Raw genomic sequence first — 20336 nt, forward strand, 5'->3', positions numbered from 1 at the left:
AACCATATCACTTACTACCGTTTTTGTTTTAAGTTCCCGCTAATCCGCGATGAACTTTTTTTTTGACCGAAAGGATCGCTTATTTAACTAAGCTGATACCTTCTTTGTCGATAGTGATCTTGCCAGATTTGTACAAACCACCAATTGTCTTCTTGAACGTACCTTTACTGGTTCTGAATGCAGAGAAAATAGCTTCAGGAGAAGACTTATCGTTCAAAGGCAGGTAACCGCCCTTCTTCTCAAGCAGGTCAAGAACCTTAGTGCTTAGGTCATCCATCTTAGCGACACCAATTTTCTGAAGAGACAAATCAATCTTACCGTCTTCTTCACGAACGTTTTTAATGTAGCCTTTTAGTGTCTTACCAATGAACAGCTTACCGATGATGTCTGATGGGAAAATCATACCCCAGTGTTCACCGTTCACGATCGCTTTGTAACCAAGTTGGCTGCGCTCAGCGATAATGAGATCAACTTGTTCATTTTGCTTATAAGTCGCAGGCGTGTTGTCTAACCATTTGTTGAACTTCGTTGTACCAACGATACGGCTCGATGCTTTATCGATATACACATATACTAAGATTGACTGGCCTTCGTTTAAACGGCCGCGCTGCTCGCTGAAAGGAACAAGAAGGTCCTTACCTTTCACGCCCCAGCTCATGAATGCACCAGTGCTGTTAACACCTTCAACCGTCATCAAGCCAAACTGCCCTACTTGAGCGATTGGTTTTTCAGTTGTGGCAGCGATCTGGTTGTCAGAATCAATGTATAAGAAAACATCTAGCTTTTGACCAATTTCAACACCTTCAGGAGTAAATCGTTTCGGCAGCAACACCGTTCCATAGTCGCTCGCGTCAAGGAATACACCGAAGTCTGCTTGTTTTACTACTTCTAGGTTGTTTATTTGACCAATATTAATCATCAAGATTGTCTCTACTTTAAATTTGGCGGTGATTATACGTGATCTCTGATATGCTTTCGCTAGTTTCATTCATATTTTTATATTCTAGGAGACATCGTTGATCACCGTTGATAAACAAGATGCGATAACACTTAAAATTAACCATGCGATGGCGAAGACCAAAAAGCTCGATATGGACGTTTATCTATTCATTCCCGGTGAACTCGGACTGACTCCTGAAGTACTTTCTGAAAGTGCCTTCTTTTACAGTTCAATTACTCAAAAGCGTGCTTACTACAGTGATAAGACACTATTACCATTGGTACACAGCCGCTTGGCAAAACGCGGACGCTTATCGACGACACAGTATCGTGTGAGTTTGAGTTTGTTCGCCTATCAATACGTGATTGCTTTAGATAAAGCCGTGAGCAGCTTGAATAAGACAGATAGTGACGACGTAACGGCTGATGACGTCGATGAAGTCATCGAACTGGCTTTGGATATCCTCAAGAAGCTTCGTCGTAGTATTCCTTATGAAGAAAACCTAAAGCGCTATTATGCCAATATTGATAACTACCTTTCTTGGTACACGGAGCAAAAATTCTTATCTTTGGTATCACATATGCCACGTGGCAGTGAATACTCAACGATAAAAGAGCGACTCTTGACGCTTTGTGAAAAAGAGACCGCCCATCGAAAACTTAATCGCTATAACTCAGCGAAGGTACGAGAAGACGTAACACGTTTGAGCAACAAGATGCGACTGTTGCGACGTTTGATCGAACACCCTATCGTCCTCAAAGAAAAGACGACATCAATGGGTAAAAACGTGAAGAGAGCCGTTAAAGGCATCGCCACAGGCTTGGTCATGGTGGTAGTTACCACAACCGTTATATTAGCTCGCGACTTTCTAGGAGAGATTACCGCATCTTTCATCGTATCGATGTCATTCATTTACGCTTTGCGTGAAATCTTCAAAGATGATTTAAGAGACATACTGTGGCGCTGGCTGCGTAAAGGCAAGCCCAAGTGGAAGCGTCGCTACTTTGATCCAACAACCAATAAATCTGTCGGCCACAAGCTTGAATGGTTGGACTACGCGAATTTTTCTAAGTTAGCAGACCGTATTCAATCCATACGTAAGAAACGTGTTGTTCAACGTGAAGAGCAAGTCTTGCACTATCGTTCACATACCGAGATGTCGACGTCAACATTCATGAGTGGTTACGAAGAGACTCGTGAAACGTTATCGATCAGCCTGAGAGCGCTGACACGCTTGATGGACAAGGGGTCAAATAACGTATATCGCCTGAATGAAGGGCAAGTAAGCCGCGAGTCTGTCGAAAAGCGTCACCTGCTCAACCTGATCATTAAAGAGAACAATCACGATGATGAGCCTACCTATTACCGCTGGAAAATAGTCATGAACCGTTCAAAAATCGTTGATATCGAGCAAATCACTCAAGAATCATAACATTGTTAGGATGTGCGGTACGGTATGTGGGTATTCAATTCACATACCGCTCTTCCACTTGTTCAACGACTTCTGTCGAACTATGATCTTCAGATTCAGCCCAACCTTATACTTCGGAGCTATTATCTAGCTGGGACTTTCTTAATCGAAAGTGTTAGCGTGAATTCCGCCATTGGTTCGTCGCCATGCAAAGACGGGCAGGTCGCTATGATGGTCACTGGTTGATTCACACGCTCGCCAGTAGACATGGTTTCTGCCAACATAGTGTTGATCAGCTCACCATCGTTACAAGTGAAGTGTACGTCACCTTCTGGACGCTTCAAGAAATTACCTGTCACCTCTTTAAATGCCAAAGAAATCTTTTCGCCCTGCTGCTGAGATTTACTCATAGCAAGGAAACCACCTGCTACGTCAGATCCCACAGCTAACACACCAAAATACATACTATTGAGGTGGTTCTTAGTTCGCCTTTTGAGAGGAATTTTCACTTCAACATGTTGATTATCCAGCGCGAGCAGTTTTGGTCTACATAGCCAGATCAGAGGTACTTTGAAAAAGCCAAACATGCTCAAGTAGAAATTTGCTTTTTGTAGAGGGGTCAGCATTCGGATTACCTAGTCAAATAAGTCATCAGACCAGTTAATCGATTAGCGATGTACATGTCAAAAAAATGTTACAAAAAAGAGATATCATCGCATAATGATACCTCCCTTTTTCTCTAAGCTTTAGTGACTTAGATAAACTCAAACAGCAAGTTGATTTATCTAAACAATAAGCTGGTTTATGCAGTGATGACTGTTTCTACACCTTCGAGATCCGCAATGAACCCTTGTAAGCGCGGGTAGTCCACCAGGCCTTGAGTCACAAGCAGGACGGGCTTCTTCGCGTTCAGTGTTGCTTTAACAATCATACTCAACAAGGTAATAACTGCCTCGTTTTGAGGATCAAAAGCGTGTTGCTGAGCTTCATTGTGCTTGTCTACACCTAAAGTGAAAGACGCTAAGCTATCAACGTTTACCACAACACCATCAAAATAATGCAGTAATCTTTCGCTTAGTAGCACTGCAGACGGCACATCGCACGAGAACAGAACTTTCAAACCATTAAGCCCGCGTGGTAAGCCTTGCTCTGCAAGCAAATCAATAATCTTAGCAGCATCGCTTAATGCTCGTACATACGGTACAACCACTTCAACGTTAATACCCTGCTCTCGCAGCGCTTTAATAACCTGGCACTCTAAAGCGAAAGCCTTGCTGTACTCGGCTGTCGCATAACGCGCAACCCCACGAACACCTAAGGCCGGATTTATCTCTTCGGCTTCACAGCTACCACCAAGTAGCGAACGGAAGCCATAGCTATCAGCACTACTTAACGCAATACGAACAGTGGCGTGGTTTGGCTGAACGGCTGCTTGAATGGCAATAACCAAGGTCGAAACAAAATGCTCATCGACTGTTTTATCGCCAAGGATCGCATCTAAAGAGGTTTTTTCGATATCAGTCAGTGTTTCTAAATGACTTTCAATACTTGGATGATAGAAGACACGATCCATGACCAATTCAGATAATGAAACGTATAAATGGTTGGAATTATTATTATCGTTGTAAGAAGGCAGCACATCACCTAAGACAAGTTCTGGGTGCAAAGTGCTTTGATTTTCTTGAGTCATTGCTGCTCCAGCATTTTTATGTTGTGTTCAAACGAAAATACCGATAGCTGCCTGTTAATACAAGTGAAAATCCCCCATTTGACGTTGGCCTGCTGATAAAAATGAGAATATTAGCAATAACAGAGATAACTTTGACTTAAGAGAGTTTATTCCTCTGTTCAATTCCGTTATCTTAACCACTTCGCAATAGAATAAAAAAGCTATCACATGCCATTAAAAACTGATGAGTTGAGAACCCAAGCTCTGGGTCCTATGCCAACTCCTGCCGAACTAGGCAATGCACACCCTATTACTGACGACGTTGCTGAGCGCATTAAGAATTCTCGCCGCCAAATCGAAGATATCCTAACGGGTCGTGATAATCGCCTATTAGTTATCGTTGGTCCTTGCTCTGTTCACGATACAGATGCGGCACTTGATTACGCTGAACGTCTAAGCCAGATTCAAGATCAATACAAAGATGAACTATTCGTTGTCATGAGAACCTACTTCGAGAAACCTCGTACGGTTGTAGGTTGGAAGGGTTTGATTACCGATCCGAATCTTGATGGTTCGTACGCACTTGAAACAGGCTTGAACAAAGCTCGTAAGCTTCTGCTAGATATCAACAAGCTTGGCCTAGCTACCGCGACTGAATTCCTTGATATGATCACAGGTCAGTACATTGCGGACCTTATCACTTGGGGAGCGATTGGCGCTCGTACAACTGAATCTCAGATTCACCGTGAAATGGCTTCTGCATTGTCTTGCCCAGTTGGCTTCAAGAACGCGACCAACGGCAACATCAAGATTGCTATCGATGCAATTCGTGCAGCACATGCTTCACATTACTTCTACTCTCCAGATAAGAACGGCCGCATGACGGTTTACCGTACTTCTGGCAACCCATACGGTCACGTTATTCTACGTGGTGGTGATAAAGGCCCTAACTTCGACGCTGAATCTGTAGATACTGCGTGTAAGCAACTGGCTGAATTCGACCTGCCTCAACGTTTGGTTGTAGACTTTAGCCACGCTAACTGTCAGAAACAACACCGTAAACAGTTAGAAGTTGCACAAGACATTTGTGAGCAAATTAAATCTAACAAGAACCAAATTGCAGGCATTATGGCAGAGAGCTTCATTATTGAAGGCAACCAGCCAATGACAGATATCAACAACCTAGAATATGGCAAGTCGATTACTGACCCATGCCTAAGCTGGGAAGATACTGCAACAATGCTAGATATGCTTGCAACAGCAATTAAAGATAGAAACTTAGCTTAAGGAAACAACACAATGCCATCATTTGACATTATCTCTGAAGTAGAAGCAGTAGAACTGCGTAACGCAGTAGACAACGCAAACCGTGAACTATCGACTCGTTTCGATTTCCGCGGCGTTGACGCAAGCTTTGATTACAAAGATGAATCAGTAAAATTGACTGCTCAAGACGATTTTCAACTGAAGCAAATGCGCGATATCCTTCGCAGCAACCTAACGAAGCGTAATGTTGATCCTAACGCGATGGAAGCGAAAGCGGCAGACCAAACAGGTCGCACTTGGCACCAAACGGTTATCTTTAAGCAAGGCATTGAAACTGATGTCGCTAAGAAGATCGTTAAGCTAATCAAAGACAACAAAGTTAAAGTCCAAGCTTCAATCCAAGGCGACAAAGTTCGTGTTACTGGTAAGAAGCGTGATGACCTACAAGCTGTTATGGCTCTAGTTCGCAGCGGTGAACTTGGTCAACCTTTCCAGTTTGACAACTTCCGCGACTAATTTTTGAGTTTGAGTGACCGCCTATTTGGGTTGCTCATTCATCAGCACAATGTCGTGTTTGAAATAGCAAAAAGCCACTTCTTTCAGGGAAGTGGCTTTTTATTTATCTGGTCCAGTTTTAGTTTTATTCCGAGCCTCTAGCCGATTTAAAACAACCAGAAAGCTCTTATTTCAACTAGAAGCAACTACCTCAACTGAGTACTTGGGCTGCTGACAATTTTAGATCTTTGCCGACCAACAGATTAAACTCTACGCTTGCTGGTGGAATAAACACACACACTCGTAATTTCTCTGCTCTTGCTTGCTCAAGCTTTGTTGATAGCTCTCCGCTGTTGGCGTAGCTCTCTCTTTCTGCATCTCGGCGGCACAGGTCGATAAATTCAAATGGACAATCGCTCGGTGAAAGTACGAGCTCTGCCTCCTGCATCAAACGTAAAGCCTTCATAGACAGCAGCTCGACATCTTGCTCGAATTCAATCCAAGTGACCTGCCCTTTGCTATCAATGCCTTCGGTTAGCGCTTGCTGGTAGTAAGACTCTAACTGCTCTCTGTCATTCACCTGCTCGATAAAGCTGGATGACAAGAAACGCTCCCAAAACTTACGACGCTCGTCGACGGTTGGGAATGACTCTTTGATCGAATTGCGTTTTGATGCACCGAAGTCTGCTATCAAACCTATGTTTTGTGGCAATACCGTTTCGAGTTTTTCTCTGATATTTCTCACTAAAACAGGTGATGCACCGCCACTAGAGATGGCAATTTGGATTCTGCCGCGATTTATCATCGAAGGTGTGATGAAATCGCAGTAAGGAAGATCGTCAACCACATTGACTAAAATGCCCAGTTTTTTCGCATCATTATACACTTGGTGATTCAAGCTTGGGTTGTCTGTTGTGGCCCAAACCTGCAAGTAATTTTTCGATATGATCTGTGACGAATAAAAGTTTTGAACCCAGTGGAGTTTGTTCTCGTCCACAAGCTGCTTTAAGTAAGGCGCTACCTTGGGAGACACCAAAGTCACATCCGCCCCAGCTCGTAGTAAGCTATCGACTTTACGGCAAGCAACCTCACCCCCACCAACCACTAAGATTGGCTTATTTTCTACATCCAAAAACATTGGGAAATAACGCATGTTCTTCCTTGAGGTGACTTCAATAACTATTCAACCATGCTACCAAATTTGGAGCATATTAATAACTATCCAAGTGCAATAAAAATATTTATTCACCAAATTTCAATCTTTCTGAAGTTTAATGTTTCATCATTGTGACATTGATTCAGAATATTAACCTAGTCAATTGTCAATATAAAAATCTAAATCTCGTTGCACCAACAGTGTGAAGCGCTGCACTATTTACATTAAGTTAACATTTGGTCATTCTAATTGTGTTCGGATTTGTGATTTCATTCAAAATTCTTTTTAAATTATACATTTGTGAAAGTACGGATCCTTTCCTAACCTTATAAATAGTTGTTTAAATCGCACACAGTTTCATTTGCAAAATGCAACCAGTTTGATTTGAGTAACAAGGTCATAGAAAACGCAACACATATAGAAAACGCAACACATATAGAAAAACTCAAATGAGCACGAGTATCAGGTGTCACCTGGTTAACAAGGAAGGATACAAATGACAAATAAACTAACACTTCTTGCTTCAGTAGTAGCTGCATCAACTGCGATGATGGCAACATCAGCATCAGCGGCAGAAAGCACTCTGGACAAAGTCACATCTCAAGGTTTTCTAACTTGTGGTGTAAGTACCGGTCTTCCAGGGTTCTCTAACCCTAACTCAAAAGGTGAATGGGAAGGAATTGATGTTGAGTATTGTCAAGCTCTTGCAGCGGCTGTACTCGGTGACAAAACTAAAGTTAAGTATGTACCTCTTACTGCTAAAGAACGTTTTACCGCGCTTCAATCTGGCGAAATCGACGTACTATCTCGTAACACAACATGGACACTACATCGTGACACTGCTCTAGGTCTGAACTTCGTAGGCGTTAACTACTACGATGGTCAAGGCTTCATGGTTAAGAAAGAACTCGGTCTAACAAGTGCCCAAGAGCTTGATGGCGCTTCTGTATGTGTTCAATCAGGTACAACAACTGAACTTAACCTAGCCGATTACTTCCGTAACAGTGGCATGTCTTACAAGCCAGTGGTATTCGATACGGCAGCACAAACATCTAAAGGCTTCGACGCGGGTCGTTGTGATGTGCTAACGACTGACCAATCTGGTCTATACGCACTTCGCCTAAACTTAGCTGATCCTAAATCTGCACAGGTACTTCCTGAAATCATCTCTAAAGAGCCACTAGGCCCTGTTGTTCGTCAAGATGATGACAAGTGGTTCAACGTTGCTAAATGGACACTTTCAGCAATGATTAATGCGGAAGAGTACGGTATCTCTTCTAAGAATGCTGACGAAATGCTTAAGTCAAAAGATCCAAACATCAAACGTATTCTTGGTGTAGACGGCCCTAAAGGTAAAGGCCTTGGTATTCGTGACGATTGGGGTTACCAAGTAATTAAACAAGTTGGTAACTACGGTGAGAGCTTCGAACGTACTGTTGGTACAGGTTCACCACTACAGATCTCTCGTGGCGTAAACGCACTATGGAATGCGGGCGGCTTTATGTACGCTCCACCAATCCGTTAATAAATTTACAAGCATCAATTAGGGCGGACTTTTCCGCCCTATTTATTAAATGGATTTGAGGTTATAGCAGTATGAAACCTAATGAAACTATTTCTCCAGCTCAGGCAAAGCCACAGCCCAAAAGTGCCAACCTTTTTTACAACCCCACTTTTCGCTCAATTGTTTTCCAAATTCTCGCCGTCGGGGCGCTTTGTGCTTTCTTCTACACCATTGTAAACAATGCACTCACTAACTTAGATTCCCGTGGTATCGCCACTGGTTTTGATTTTTTATCTCAAGAAGCTGGTTTTGGTATCGGCTTAACACTGATTGAATACGACGAAACATTCTCATACGGTCGTACCTTCTTTATCGGTCTTCTCAATACCGCTTTGGTTTCTGTACTCGGCATCATGTTAGCCACGGTACTGGGCTTTAGTATGGGTATTGCAAGGCTCTCTTCAAATTGGTTAGTTAGCCGATTTGCAGCTATCTATATTGAGATATTCCGAAACATCCCTCTTCTGTTGCAAATCTTTTTCTGGTATTTCGCCGTTCTACAAGCCTTACCTTCTGCTCGTCAAAGTATGAGCCTTGGTGAAGCCATTTTCTTGAACGTACGTGGTTTGTACTTCCCTGCACCAGTGTTAGAGCAAGGCAGTAGCATTGTGATCGCATCATTGATTACTGGTGTCATCGCTACTTTTGTTATCAACATCTGGGCTAATAACAAACAAAAGCTAACCGGCCAACAAACACCAATGTTGCGAATTGCTGCGGCACTGATTGTGGGCTTACCGTTGGTAACTTACTTTGTTATGGGCATGCCTATCTCTGCGGAGTACCCAGTTTTGAAAGGGTTTAACTTCAAGGGCGGTATTAGCATCATTCCTGAACTAGCAGCGTTGATGCTTGCTTTAAGTATCTACACAGCAGCGTTCATCGCCGAGATTGTGCGTTCAGGTATTAACGCGGTAAACCATGGGCAAACAGAGGCTGCGATGTCTCTAGGTCTCCCTAGAACACGAACCCTCAAGCTGGTGATTATTCCACAAGCATTAAGAATTATTATCCCACCATTAACCAGTCAGTATTTGAATCTGACCAAAAACTCATCACTTGCGATGGCCATTGGTTATCCCGATCTTGTGTCTGTATTTGCAGGGACAACATTGAACCAAACTGGACAAGCTATCGAAGTAATCGCGATGACAATGGGCGTCTACCTGACTCTAAGCCTATTAACATCCGCTCTAATGAACATATACAACCGCAAAGTAGCGTTGGTGGAGAGATAAGATGAGTACACATCAATTTCAACCTGATCTTCCGCCTCCAGCGAATACTGTTGGAACTGTCGGTTGGTTAAGAAAAAATCTATTTAATGGACCAATTAACAGTGTCGTCACTGTGGTCCTTGGTTATTTTGCTTTCACTTTATTGTGGGCAATAGCAGATTGGGCATTCATTAATGCTGATTGGATAGGAACAACTCGAGATGCCTGTACAAGTGACGGGGCATGTTGGGTTTTCATTAGTGTTCGTTGGGACCAATTCATGTATGGCTTCTATCCAGAAGCTGAACTGTGGCGCCCTCGCCTTTTCTACGCAACGTTAGCTATTTTTGTCGTTTTGTTAGCTTACGAAAAAACACCTAAGCGCACGTGGATTTGGTTGTTCTTCGTAAACATCTACCCGTTTATCATTGCTGGCTTACTATACGGTGGTGTATTTGGACTAGAGGTTGTTGATACCCATAAATGGGGTGGTTTACTAGTTACGTTGATCATCGCACTTGTTGGTATTGTAGTGTCACTTCCTATTGGCGTTGCATTGGCACTTGGGCGTCGTTCAGAGATGCCGATCATCCGCAGTATGTGTACTGTTTACATCGAAATTTGGCGTGGAGTACCGCTGATTACGGTTCTATTTATGGCTTCGGTAATGCTTCCGCTCTTTTTATCAGAAGGGATGGAAACCGATAAACTGATCAGAGCGTTGGTTGGGGTAGTACTATTTAGTGCGGCTTATATGGCAGAGGTAATCCGCGGTGGTTTACAAGCAATACCAAAAGGTCAATACGAAGCAGCTGATGCTTTAGGGTTGAGCTACTGGAAAAAAACAGGGCTTATCATTCTACCTCAAGCTCTTAAGATCACGATTCCTTCAATTGTGAATACCTTTATTGGTTTGTTCAAAGATACCAGTCTGGTTTTAATTATCGGTATGTTTGATGTATTGGGAATTGGCCAAGCCGCGAATACCGATCCTGAATGGCTTGGGTTTTCAACAGAAAGTTATGTATTTGTCGCGTTAGTGTTCTGGGTGTTTTGTTTTGGCATGTCGAGATACTCGATTTGGCTAGAAAACAAACTTCACACCGGTCACAAACGATAATTAACAAGATCAAGGACGTATTATGACGCAGCAAACAGAAAACAACTCTCAAGGTCTTATGATCGAGTTAAAAGACATGAACAAGTGGTACGGTGAGTTCCACGTTCTTAAAAACATCAATTTAGAAGTTAGAAAAGGCGAGAAAATTGTAATTTGTGGCCCTTCCGGTTCAGGTAAATCCACGATGATTCGCTGTATCAACCGATTAGAAGAGCACCAAAAAGGTCATATCTTCGTTTCAGGTAATGAACTGACAGAAGATCTGAAGAACATTGAAGCCGTGCGCAGAGATGTAGGTATGTGTTTCCAACACTTCAACTTGTTTCCACATCTGACGGTATTGGAGAACTGTACTCTAGCCCCTATTTGGGTAAAAAAGATGCCGAAAGAGGAAGCCGAAGCCATCGCGATGAAATTCCTTGAGCGTGTAAAAATCCCTGAACAAGCGGATAAATTCCCAGGCCAACTGTCTGGTGGACAACAGCAACGTGTGGCAATTGCTCGTTCTTTGTGTATGAACCCTCAGGTTATGCTATTTGATGAACCAACATCGGCACTCGACCCAGAAATGGTTCGTGAAGTATTAGACGTAATGGTCGAATTGGCCGAAGAAGGCATGACGATGTTGTGTGTAACGCACGAGATGGGCTTTGCTAAAGAGGTCGCAGATCGCGTTATCTTTATGGATGCAGGTGAAATCATAGAAGAGAACAACCCTGTCGACTTCTTTGAAAACCCACAATCGGATAGGACGCAGAACTTCTTGAGCCAAATCTTGCACCATTAATGTGTTATGATGCATAAACTACAGAGGCGGCTTAGGTCGCCTCTTTAGTTTTCGATGTTATCGTTCGTTTTCCAAAGGTTATAAATCATTAGCCAGTAACTATAAAAGTTTGAACATCGAGTGTTAGCGACACTTTATACGTCATTAGAAATACTTTGTTACACCTTCAGAAACACTTAACCGACTATTTTGATTATTATTTTAGGTATACAAGAGGAATGAAAGACTTGATTTTTCGAACTTTCAGCCCCATAAATGTACTAATAACTATTGAAGTCACCTTACGAGGAAGATTATGAACAGCCCTATGTTTTCACGCACAGCATCTCAAGAAAGTGCTCTGCAAACCAATAAAGTGTTGCGTAACACCTACGCACTACTGTCTATGACACTACTTTGGTCTGCTGTAGTAGCAGGCGTATCTATGGCGATGAACCTTCCTCGCCCTGGTCTTATCATTATGCTAGTTGGTTTCTACGGTCTTCTATTCCTAACAGAAAAGAACCGTGACAACAGCATGGGTCTAGTCTTCACATTCCTATTTACAGGTTTCTTAGGCTACACCATCGGTCCAATCTTAAACATGTACGTTGGCGCAGGCATGGGTGATGTCATCCTAACTGCACTTGGCGGTACTGCACTGGCATTTATGGCTGCATCTGCTTACGCCCTAACAACTAAACGTGACCTTTCATTCCTTAACGGTATGCTAATGGCTGGTTTCGTTGTTCTGCTAGTCGGCATGGTTGCAAACATCTTCCTACAAATGCCACTACTATCACTGGCAATGAGCGGTATGTTTATCCTATTCTCGACTGGTGTAATCTTGCTAACAACGCAAAGCATCATTCGTGGTGGTGAAACGAACTACATCTCTGCAACGATTAGCTTGTATGTTTCTATCTACAACATCTTCATCAGCCTACTAAGCATCTTAGGCATTATGGGTAACGACGACTAATCGCTTCCATCACTGAATCATATCTAGCCCAAGAGCCTATCTCTTGGGCTTTTTTTATCCATAAGTGCAATATTTTTTGAGATAGCTACAATTTCTGTTGAGAAAGATAAACTTGGTCATGTACTCTATCCGGATAGTTAATTGGACTCTGGATTAAACATGTTTGAATATAACGGCAAGCAAATCGAAACCGACGCTCAAGGTTATCTGTTGGATTACACTCAATGGGAAGAAGGTATGATTGAAATTCTTGCTCAAGATGAGGAAATTGAACTTACTGATGCACACTTAGAAGTCGTACATTTTGTAAGAAGCTTTTACGAAGAGTTCAACACCTCACCAGCGGTTCGCATGCTCGTGAAAGCAATGGAAAAAGCTCACGGTCCAGAAAAAGGCAACAGTAAGTACCTTTTCAAATTATTCAAAAAAGGCCCTGCCAAACAAGCAACCAAGCTCGCCGGTTTACCTAAACCAGCAAAATGCTTGTAGAACTAAAATAGCGCTAGGTTGATCTCAACGTAAAAAGTTAAATACTGTAGTGTCCTACAGTATTTTAAACTCCCCTACACGTACGTCCTGCCGCTCATGATCTTTAACTTGATGCATGACGACATTGTTTACTGTTGCGCTCGGTGGTCCAAGATTAAGCCAAGCGTGTAACTTCTCAAGTTTCAGCACCTCTCCGACCGCTAACACTTCAACTCGACCATCATTTAGGTTCTTTGCATAGCCGGAAATGCCCAAATCCTGCGCCTGCCTACTGGTGTGATAACGAAATCCAACACACTGAACTACGCCTGACACGACAAAAATATACTGCAGAGTATCCATAACGTTGCCTCATAAATTATATGGATGATATAGTTGCGATTCTATTCATTCACCATTTATTGGTGGGCTTACTTCGAGTATTACAATTATGAAAGAAATCCCGTTTCGTTGGATTGACAAATATCTCATTCACCTAAAAATCCAAGAAAAGTTCTATCTACTATTCTTATTACCTCTTATCGCCCTGGTTATACTGACTTTAGTTTTAGATAGCGCTGCGGACTCTTTACTTGCTCACCTTTATCAGGATGAATTGCTCCTGATGAAAGGTCTGATTGAAGCTGGACAACTCACCAAAGATCAGGTCGCTCAACTCGTTAGCAATTCTGACACCATCTCTTTAGGATATGGCGCAGGATCTGTTTCTGTCATGAATGGCGCCTTCAGTTTAGTCGCAAGCCATGACCAAAACTTATGGTCAGCTCTGTCTACTACTCAGGTATCGATTATTGCAGTAACTCTCACGCTGATAGCTCTGGGGGTTTACTACATCATGACTTTCATTGGTGGTGCTATGTTCTCGATGAACAAAGCACTCAGCACACTTGCGAGTGGCGATTTAACTTGTCGCATGAACTACTTTTTAGTTCGCGATGAGTTCAGTGAAATTGCTATTACTATCGATAAGGTAGCCGAGCGTGAACAAAACATGGTTCTCTCAATCCAAGAGTCCGTTGCTCTCATGCAGCAAATCAGCTCAGATTTGAACCAGTCAACACAACAAAGCTCAGATATCTCAAGTAATCAACAAGAGCACTTGAATAGCCTCGCCAGCGCAACTGAACAAATGGCAGCAACGATTCGCGAAGTCGCTACCCTTGCCCATGATTCAAGCACTCAAACAATGGACGCTCGTGGTGTCGCACAAAGTGGTCAAGTTAAGGTTTCTAATACTTTGGAATCGATCTCTAGCTTATCCCAAGAGATTCAATCGGCTTCGCAAGCAGTAGAAGAACTCGATGCTAATGCAGCGCAGATCGATGAAGTAGTCGCAACCATCAATGGTATCTCTGAACAAACTAACCTGTTAGCGCTAAACGCTGCGATTGAAGCTGCTCGAGCTGGAGAGCAAGGCCGTGGTTTTGCAGTTGTTGCTGATGAAGTTCGCGCTCTTGCCGGACGAACTCAACAAGCGACAGTTGAAATCCAGAGCATGATCGAGTCGTTACAGCGTAACAGCGTAACAGCGTAACAGCCAATCATTAACAAAACTGATGGAAGTGACAGTAAACAATGCCAATGAAGGCCAAACACTGATGTCGGAAGTGAACGTTGAGATCGGTTCTTTAGCTGAGAAAAACCAGTCTATTTCTGATAGTAGTACGCAAATTGCTACTGCTGCAGAAGAGCAAGGTGTCGTTGCGGATAACATTGCACAAAGCGTTGAAGAGATTCGTCATCAATCAGACGGCATCTGCGAGATGATCAGTAAAAGTAACTCTAACGTTGACCAACTTCGTAAGCAGAGCGATACGATGGAAGATTTACTGACAGGTCTTAAAGCTTAATACTGACATCTAGCCACCATCTAATGATGGTTCAATACAAGGGCTGCTTTTGCAGCCCTTTCTTATTTGCTTTTCCCTTGTACTTCCCCGACAATACCCCTCCTTCAAATTCAACAAACAGAGTAAATTATGACTCCTTCAATTCATCTAGCTAAAGGCCGAGATAAATCACTACGCCGTAAACACCCTTGGGTATTTTCACGCGGTATCGATAAGGTCGAAGGCGAACCACAACAAGGTGAAACTGTAGACGTATATGCTCAGAATGGTCAATGGCTAGCAAAAGCGGCTTACTCACCAGAATCTCAAATTCGAGCTCGTGTTTGGACATTTGAAAAAGAAGAAATTAACAAAGCGTTCTTCGTAAAACGAATTCAAGACGCGCAATCACTGCGTGAAGACATCATTGAGCGTGATGGTTTAACTGGCTACCGCCTTACCGCTGCAGAGTCTGATGGACTGCCAGGTATCACTATCGACAAATATCAAGACTACCTAGTTTGCCAACTACTAAGTGCGGGCGCTGAATTCAATAAGAGCGTATTGGTTGAAGCTTTAATTGAATGCTTCCCAGACTGTAATATTTACGAGCGTTCAGACGTAGCAGTTCGTAAAAAAGAAGGCCTAGAACAAGTTGTTGGTGTACTTCACGGTGAAGAGCCACCAAAATCTATCGTCATTGAAGAAAACGGCGTCAAAATCAGCGTAAACATCATGGAAGGCCACAAAACTGGCTTCTACATGGACCAACGTGATAGCCGTAAAGAATCAATGAAGTATGTTAAAGGCAAAGATGTGCTTAACTGTTTCTCATACACTGGCGGATTTGGTCTTTACGCACTGAAAGGCAACGCAAAACGTGTAATCAACGCAGACGTATCTCAACTTGCTCTTGATACAGCTAAGTTCAACGCTGAACTCAATGAGTTTGATATCTCAAAAAAACGCGCTGTATTCCTAAACGCAGACGTATTTAAACTACTTCGTGAATACCGAGATCAAGGCACTAAGTTTGACGTCGTGATCATGGACCCACCAAAGTTCGTTTCAAGCAAAAATAACCTAACATCAGGAGCTAACGGCTACAAAGATGTAAACATGCTTGCAATGCAAATCTTAAACCCTGGTGGCACTCTACTCACCTACTCTTGCTCTGGCTTGATGGGCACTGATTTATTCCAAAAAATCATCGCTGACGCTGCTCTAGATGCAGGAAGAACCGTTAAATTTGTCGAGCGCTTCGAGCAAGCCGCTGACCACCTAACAGATACAGCGTACCCAGAAGGCTTCTACCTAAAAGGTTTTGCCTGTAAAGTGTTGTAACTGTAGGGTGTTGCAACCTCAACGTAAGGTTTCTTAAGCGCGATTACTTTACTAAATTAAGATATAAAAAAGGGCCTTTCGGCCCTTTTTGTTTAGTTGCTTGTTGTATCGTATATCTTCAGTAAATCACTTAGGATTGCACTCTCAGATAGCCCCGCGTACTGGCCAGCAGCACCTTCAAGAACAATTTGTTGACTATTCTCACCAACCGAAGTCCCTGCTTGAGAGATTGTAACAGTTAAATCACCGTTACCTTCAACAACACCAATTTGATTACTCTTAAGTAAACTGTCTATAGTATCATTCGCATCTGTGTGCAGTAGTTCTGATAAATCTATCTTATCCTGTCCCTTTGTAAAGTCAGTAATAACATCTCTTTCACCATCTCTAATGTCATTCCGAGAACTAGTCGTGTCTTGATCCACAAACTTAAAGATATCGTCATCACTGCCGCCAGTTAATATATCGTTACCAAGACCACCGATAAGAATATCTTCACCAGCACCACCTTTAACTGTATCGTTGCCCGTTCCACCTCGGAGGCCATCATTACCTTGTCCGCCATCTAGGTAATCATTACCAGCACTACCGAAAATGACATCTATACCTTTTTCACCGTATACATAATCATCGCCAGCACCACTATGAGCAATATCTAAATACGCGTTACTTTGACTCGGCATAGAGTTATTAAAGGCTGCACCTTCACCATTACTGTTTGATGCTAACAAGCTACTGTCTGAACCGTTAGTAAATGATTCTAATGTCGCTTGAGCGTTAGCCTGCTTAGATGCACTATCACCCGCTGTATCATCTAACTTTGAATGACTGTCACCAAGCCAAATGATATCGTCGCCTTTTCCAAGGTGTACATGATCTCCTCCAGCACCAACATTTACTTTAAATCCATTAGCCACTTCTGATTTCGTGAAATACTCTGTTGTTGAATCCCTTTCAACAGAGCTCCATCGGAGCTTAGCATTACCATTTTGATGGTGGTATAGCTTAAGAGTATCGACCGCATCACCTGGCGCACTAATATCTAAACCGGATTTACTAGCAGGAACATTAAACACCAACTTATTACTACTAGTATCACCATCACCGTCTTTCAGTGTGTAATCAAAATTAAGTGTTGAAGGCTTATCTTGGGGTTTACCACTAAACTTATACGCTCCGGTGTCAAGGTCAATTACGAATACGAACTTACCATCGACGGTTATGGTTAATTTGTTCGTTGCTTCATCCTTAGAGTAGCTGATATTCGAAGGCATAGTTCCCGACGTTGAGATAGTCGAACCATTAAAGTCAAATGAACCAGTTCCAAATTTGATTTGACTTACGTAACCACCATCTGCTCCAAAACCAGAACCGCTATCTGAGATTGAACCTGTTACGTTTTGTACGATTGAATGAATAAGTGCATCACTCAGCTGAGATTCATCATCAATAAACTCTGCGTTTTTATCTTTGGGACCTGTTCCATCATATGCAACTTTGTTTATCTGATGTTTGCTAACTTTTAGATCAATTCCAACTGCGTGCGCGGTAATATTGTTAGTAGTTAAATGCTGCTTCCATGAAGCCTCTTCATATCTATCTATTTTATCATCTTCATGTGTTGCGCCATCGCTGATGAAATAACTGACGTTATTTGCGTTAGGTATGCGTAAATTGGAGTCAGTATTCCAATAATTCTTACCACCCTGTATCGCATCATCATAAGCTGTACCACCTCCGGCCTGTAGGTCGTTGATATAATCCTTCACTTCGTCGACAGTCATCCATGCTTTGTTATTATGCTCAATCAGAGAAACGTTATAGTTGAATGTTATAAGCTGAACACGGACATTATCTGATGCTCCTGAGTATTGACTAAGCATTTGCAATACAGACGCTTTCAGAACATCAAGACGACCTCCTTCCATTGATATAGAAACGTCCAAAATAAGCTGAACATTAGTGCCTTGAGTATCAATAGTCGTATCAATTTCTTGATATTTAGCATCTGGCTGGTCGTCTTCAATTGAAACCGTAATCTGACCTCCAGAGCTAGACAACCCGGAAGTATCCTTAGCAATCACTGGAATATGAATCGATAAGTTATCTTCCCCACTGGTGTTAGGGTGATCAATAGGAGCTTTAAGTTGTACCTCATAATGTCCACTACTATTTAAAGTCGCTTCAATAACAGGTTTACCGTTAGCTTCGCCAAGAAGTGTGTGACCATTATTTGATACACTCCAAGTAATTGTATGCCCTTCAGATGTCAGAGGTTGGCCAGTTGATGTTGTTACTGTAATTGAACTTGATTCACTAAATACAGTGTCAGACCAGTTACCATTGGCATCGGTAATAGACAAATCCCCCTGAACAGAGTGTCCATCAGTAGGATCACTCGGCAAACCTATCGTATCCGTAATACCCCCACTAAGAGCTTCTTCAGACACACTGACTGATTGATTCCTGATGACAGGTGCAACTTCATTGTCGAGTATCGAGCCAGTACCTGTGTCACCACCAATAGTAATCGTGTAATTTTCAGTATTTTCTACAAGAACGTCATCTAATGTCGGAACAATAACTTTAAAGTAAGATACGCCTTTAGGCACAATAATAGATTGCTTATCTGCACTCAGTTTAACGCCATCCGTAAACGAAATGTCTGCTTTTCTAACATCACTACTATTCGGGAAGTTAAATGAGTATGTCACGTCTACATCAGAAGAACCTGTCAGTAAAACGCTATACTCTAAAGCCCCCCCCTCAATTACCGCACGAGCATTAGCAACATTTACAGATGGTTTATCAGAAGCGTCTTCATTTATAGAGCCCGTAGCTGATACACCGTGCTGACCGTGATTAATGATTACATCTTTACTAGCATCAGTTGAAGATTGGAAAGGTATCTCACTCAACTTAATTCCAAAGTCTTCTGATGTTTCGAAACGGTTATCATTTACTGTATCTACATTAACTTTGAAATCCGTAACTTTCGCAGGAAGTGTGAATGTTCCATTCACTTCATTTACCGAAATAGTCTCAATCTCTCCGCCAGAAACATAAGTGACTGTAACCCCAGCAAACGGCTTACTACTGTCTGCAGCTAAATCCTCAAGGTTTGCTTTGCCAACGCCACTAGAAAATTCAAACTCGACTTTCATCTCAATCGACGCTTCAGACACATTCGATAGTTTCCCATCAAATACGGCCGTGCTTCCTTCATCAACAGCATTAGCATTCGTCAATGTAAGCGTAGGGTTATCTGTATGATCTAACTTGATTGTACCTTGACCTTTCAGATCAGAATTCGCTTCATCAATACTTGAAGTTCCACCTACCTGAGATTTTGTATCAACAATGTGTAACCCAAAACGTTCGGTCCATTCGAATTTCTCATCCTGCACGGTTTGCACCGTTACACGAAGTTCGGTAGTACCCGCTGGAATTTCAACATAACCGTTAACGACATTGGCAACTTGGAAATCGCCGTTAGCATCTTTGTATTCGTAAGTTAGGCTATTGGTATCAATATCATCAAATTCGGTATCGTAACCATTCGTTGTCGCTTCAAATTTAACATACTGTTTTTCTGATGATGCTTGGTTCAACTCCACCTTAAACTCAGCAACATCACCCTCTTTCACTGCTACAGCATCGTGGACTGTTATTTTATCAACAAACTCTGTTTCATTGATCGTGACTGTCGCTGTTGCTGTGTCTGTTCCATCTGTGACTGTATAAGTAAATGTTGGTGGCGTTGCTAATGGATCTTTACCATTTTGTGCATAAGTAAAGTTACCGCCTGCATCAACTGTTAAAACACCATTCCCTACGACAACATTAGCTTTTCCGTTTGAATCAAAGACTAAATTTTGCCCATTAATTTGAGTAACAGTTAAGGTATCACCTTCGAAATCACTATCCACACCATTACCAGTATCATCAGTAATAAAGTTGCCTGTCACTGTTGAACCTTCTACAACGGTGTAGCTATCGTTAGTAACAGCTGGGGCTTCGTTGGTGCCCGTAATGGTGATGGTGACATTTTGTTTCGCCGTGCCGTCTTTCGACGTCACTTCGTACAC

At 42.4% G+C, this 20336-nt stretch carries 16 protein-coding genes and 1 pseudogene; 11 read left to right on the forward strand and 6 right to left on the reverse strand.

The window, feature by feature from the left end:
• Nucleotides 1-79: 79 nt before the first annotated feature.
• Complete coding sequence (locus AB6D80_RS11320) at nucleotides 80-988, reverse strand: S1 RNA-binding domain-containing protein (protein ID WP_009846647.1); 909 nt, start codon at nucleotides 986-988, stop codon at nucleotides 80-82.
• A gap of 28 nt (nucleotides 989-1016) precedes the next feature.
• Between AB6D80_RS11320 and AB6D80_RS11325 the strand changes: the two genes are divergently transcribed.
• On the forward strand, nucleotides 1017-2372 hold the full coding sequence (locus tag AB6D80_RS11325; RefSeq protein ID WP_371701723.1) for a hypothetical protein: 1356 nt from the start codon (nucleotides 1017-1019) through the stop codon (nucleotides 2370-2372).
• 122 nt (nucleotides 2373-2494) lie between these two features.
• Here the strand turns inward: AB6D80_RS11325 and AB6D80_RS11330 are convergent, their stop codons facing one another.
• Together AB6D80_RS11330 and AB6D80_RS11335 are read right to left on the reverse strand one after the other, a co-directional pair.
• Entirely contained in the window at nucleotides 2495-2977 is a 483-nt protein-coding gene (locus AB6D80_RS11330; protein ID WP_372188533.1) for a PaaI family thioesterase, read from the reverse strand.
• 176 nt (nucleotides 2978-3153) lie between these two features.
• Complete coding sequence (locus AB6D80_RS11335; protein WP_122047524.1) at nucleotides 3154-4041, reverse strand: putative PEP-binding protein; 888 nt, start codon at nucleotides 4039-4041, stop codon at nucleotides 3154-3156.
• Between the two features lie 207 nt (nucleotides 4042-4248).
• On the opposite strand from AB6D80_RS11335, the gene AB6D80_RS11340 reads away from it, so the two are divergent.
• Nucleotides 4249-5307, forward strand: a complete 1059-nt coding sequence (locus AB6D80_RS11340) for a 3-deoxy-7-phosphoheptulonate synthase (protein WP_060982093.1) — start codon at nucleotides 4249-4251, stop codon at nucleotides 5305-5307.
• A gap of 12 nt (nucleotides 5308-5319) precedes the next feature.
• The gene (locus AB6D80_RS11345) at nucleotides 5320-5802 is read left to right on the forward strand and encodes a YajQ family cyclic di-GMP-binding protein (protein ID WP_017059699.1); all 483 of its coding nucleotides are present in this window, start codon (nucleotides 5320-5322) and stop codon (nucleotides 5800-5802) included.
• A 190-nt stretch (nucleotides 5803-5992) separates the two neighbouring features.
• Here AB6D80_RS11345 and AB6D80_RS11350 read toward each other — a convergent pair whose 3' ends face one another.
• Nucleotides 5993-6934, reverse strand: a complete 942-nt coding sequence (locus AB6D80_RS11350; RefSeq protein ID WP_372188535.1) for an NAD(P)-dependent oxidoreductase — start codon at nucleotides 6932-6934, stop codon at nucleotides 5993-5995.
• A gap of 499 nt (nucleotides 6935-7433) precedes the next feature.
• Between AB6D80_RS11350 and AB6D80_RS11355 the strand changes: the two genes are divergently transcribed.
• The 6 genes from AB6D80_RS11355 to AB6D80_RS11380 all read left to right on the forward strand — a co-directional run bounded on the left by AB6D80_RS11355 (nucleotide 7434) and on the right by AB6D80_RS11380 (nucleotide 13075).
• A complete protein-coding gene (locus tag AB6D80_RS11355; RefSeq protein WP_004733634.1) occupies nucleotides 7434-8462 on the forward strand; it encodes an amino acid ABC transporter substrate-binding protein in 1029 nt (342 codons plus the stop codon).
• Nucleotides 8463-8533: 71 nt separating this feature from the next.
• The gene (locus AB6D80_RS11360) at nucleotides 8534-9739 is read left to right on the forward strand and encodes an amino acid ABC transporter permease (protein WP_004733635.1); all 1206 of its coding nucleotides are present in this window, start codon (nucleotides 8534-8536) and stop codon (nucleotides 9737-9739) included.
• 1 nt (nucleotide 9740) lies between these two features.
• Entirely contained in the window at nucleotides 9741-10838 is a 1098-nt protein-coding gene (locus AB6D80_RS11365) for an amino acid ABC transporter permease (protein WP_372188537.1), read from the forward strand.
• A gap of 22 nt (nucleotides 10839-10860) precedes the next feature.
• On the forward strand, nucleotides 10861-11625 hold the full coding sequence (locus AB6D80_RS11370) for an amino acid ABC transporter ATP-binding protein (protein ID WP_004733637.1): 765 nt from the start codon (nucleotides 10861-10863) through the stop codon (nucleotides 11623-11625).
• A 295-nt stretch (nucleotides 11626-11920) separates the two neighbouring features.
• Nucleotides 11921-12586, forward strand: coding sequence for a Bax inhibitor-1/YccA family protein (locus tag AB6D80_RS11375; RefSeq protein ID WP_012603870.1), 666 nt, complete (start codon nucleotides 11921-11923; stop codon nucleotides 12584-12586).
• Between the two features lie 159 nt (nucleotides 12587-12745).
• Nucleotides 12746-13075 (forward strand): TusE/DsrC/DsvC family sulfur relay protein, encoded by a 330-nt coding sequence (locus tag AB6D80_RS11380; protein WP_029225525.1) that lies wholly within the window; start codon nucleotides 12746-12748, stop codon nucleotides 13073-13075.
• 54 nt (nucleotides 13076-13129) lie between these two features.
• Here the strand turns inward: AB6D80_RS11380 and yccX are convergent, their stop codons facing one another.
• Nucleotides 13130-13417: an acylphosphatase gene (gene yccX, locus AB6D80_RS11385; protein WP_372188539.1), complete on the reverse strand. Its 288-nt coding sequence runs from the start codon at nucleotides 13415-13417 to the stop codon at nucleotides 13130-13132.
• 88 nt (nucleotides 13418-13505) lie between these two features.
• Between yccX and AB6D80_RS11390 the strand changes: the two are divergent.
• Nucleotides 13506-14925: pseudogene (locus tag AB6D80_RS11390) on the forward strand (methyl-accepting chemotaxis protein).
• A 129-nt stretch (nucleotides 14926-15054) separates the two neighbouring features.
• Nucleotides 15055-16248 (forward strand): class I SAM-dependent methyltransferase, encoded by a 1194-nt coding sequence (locus AB6D80_RS11395; RefSeq protein WP_017103465.1) that lies wholly within the window; start codon nucleotides 15055-15057, stop codon nucleotides 16246-16248.
• Between the two features lie 92 nt (nucleotides 16249-16340).
• On the opposite strand, the gene AB6D80_RS11400 is transcribed toward AB6D80_RS11395, so the two are convergent.
• Nucleotides 16341-20336 (reverse strand): VWA domain-containing protein (locus AB6D80_RS11400; protein WP_372188541.1); only part of this gene is annotated, 3996 nt, incomplete at its 5' end.

Origin of the sequence: Vibrio sp. 10N.247.310.17, assembly GCF_041466605.1 — a bacterium.
Taxonomy (GTDB): domain Bacteria; phylum Pseudomonadota; class Gammaproteobacteria; order Enterobacterales; family Vibrionaceae; genus Vibrio; species Vibrio tasmaniensis_A.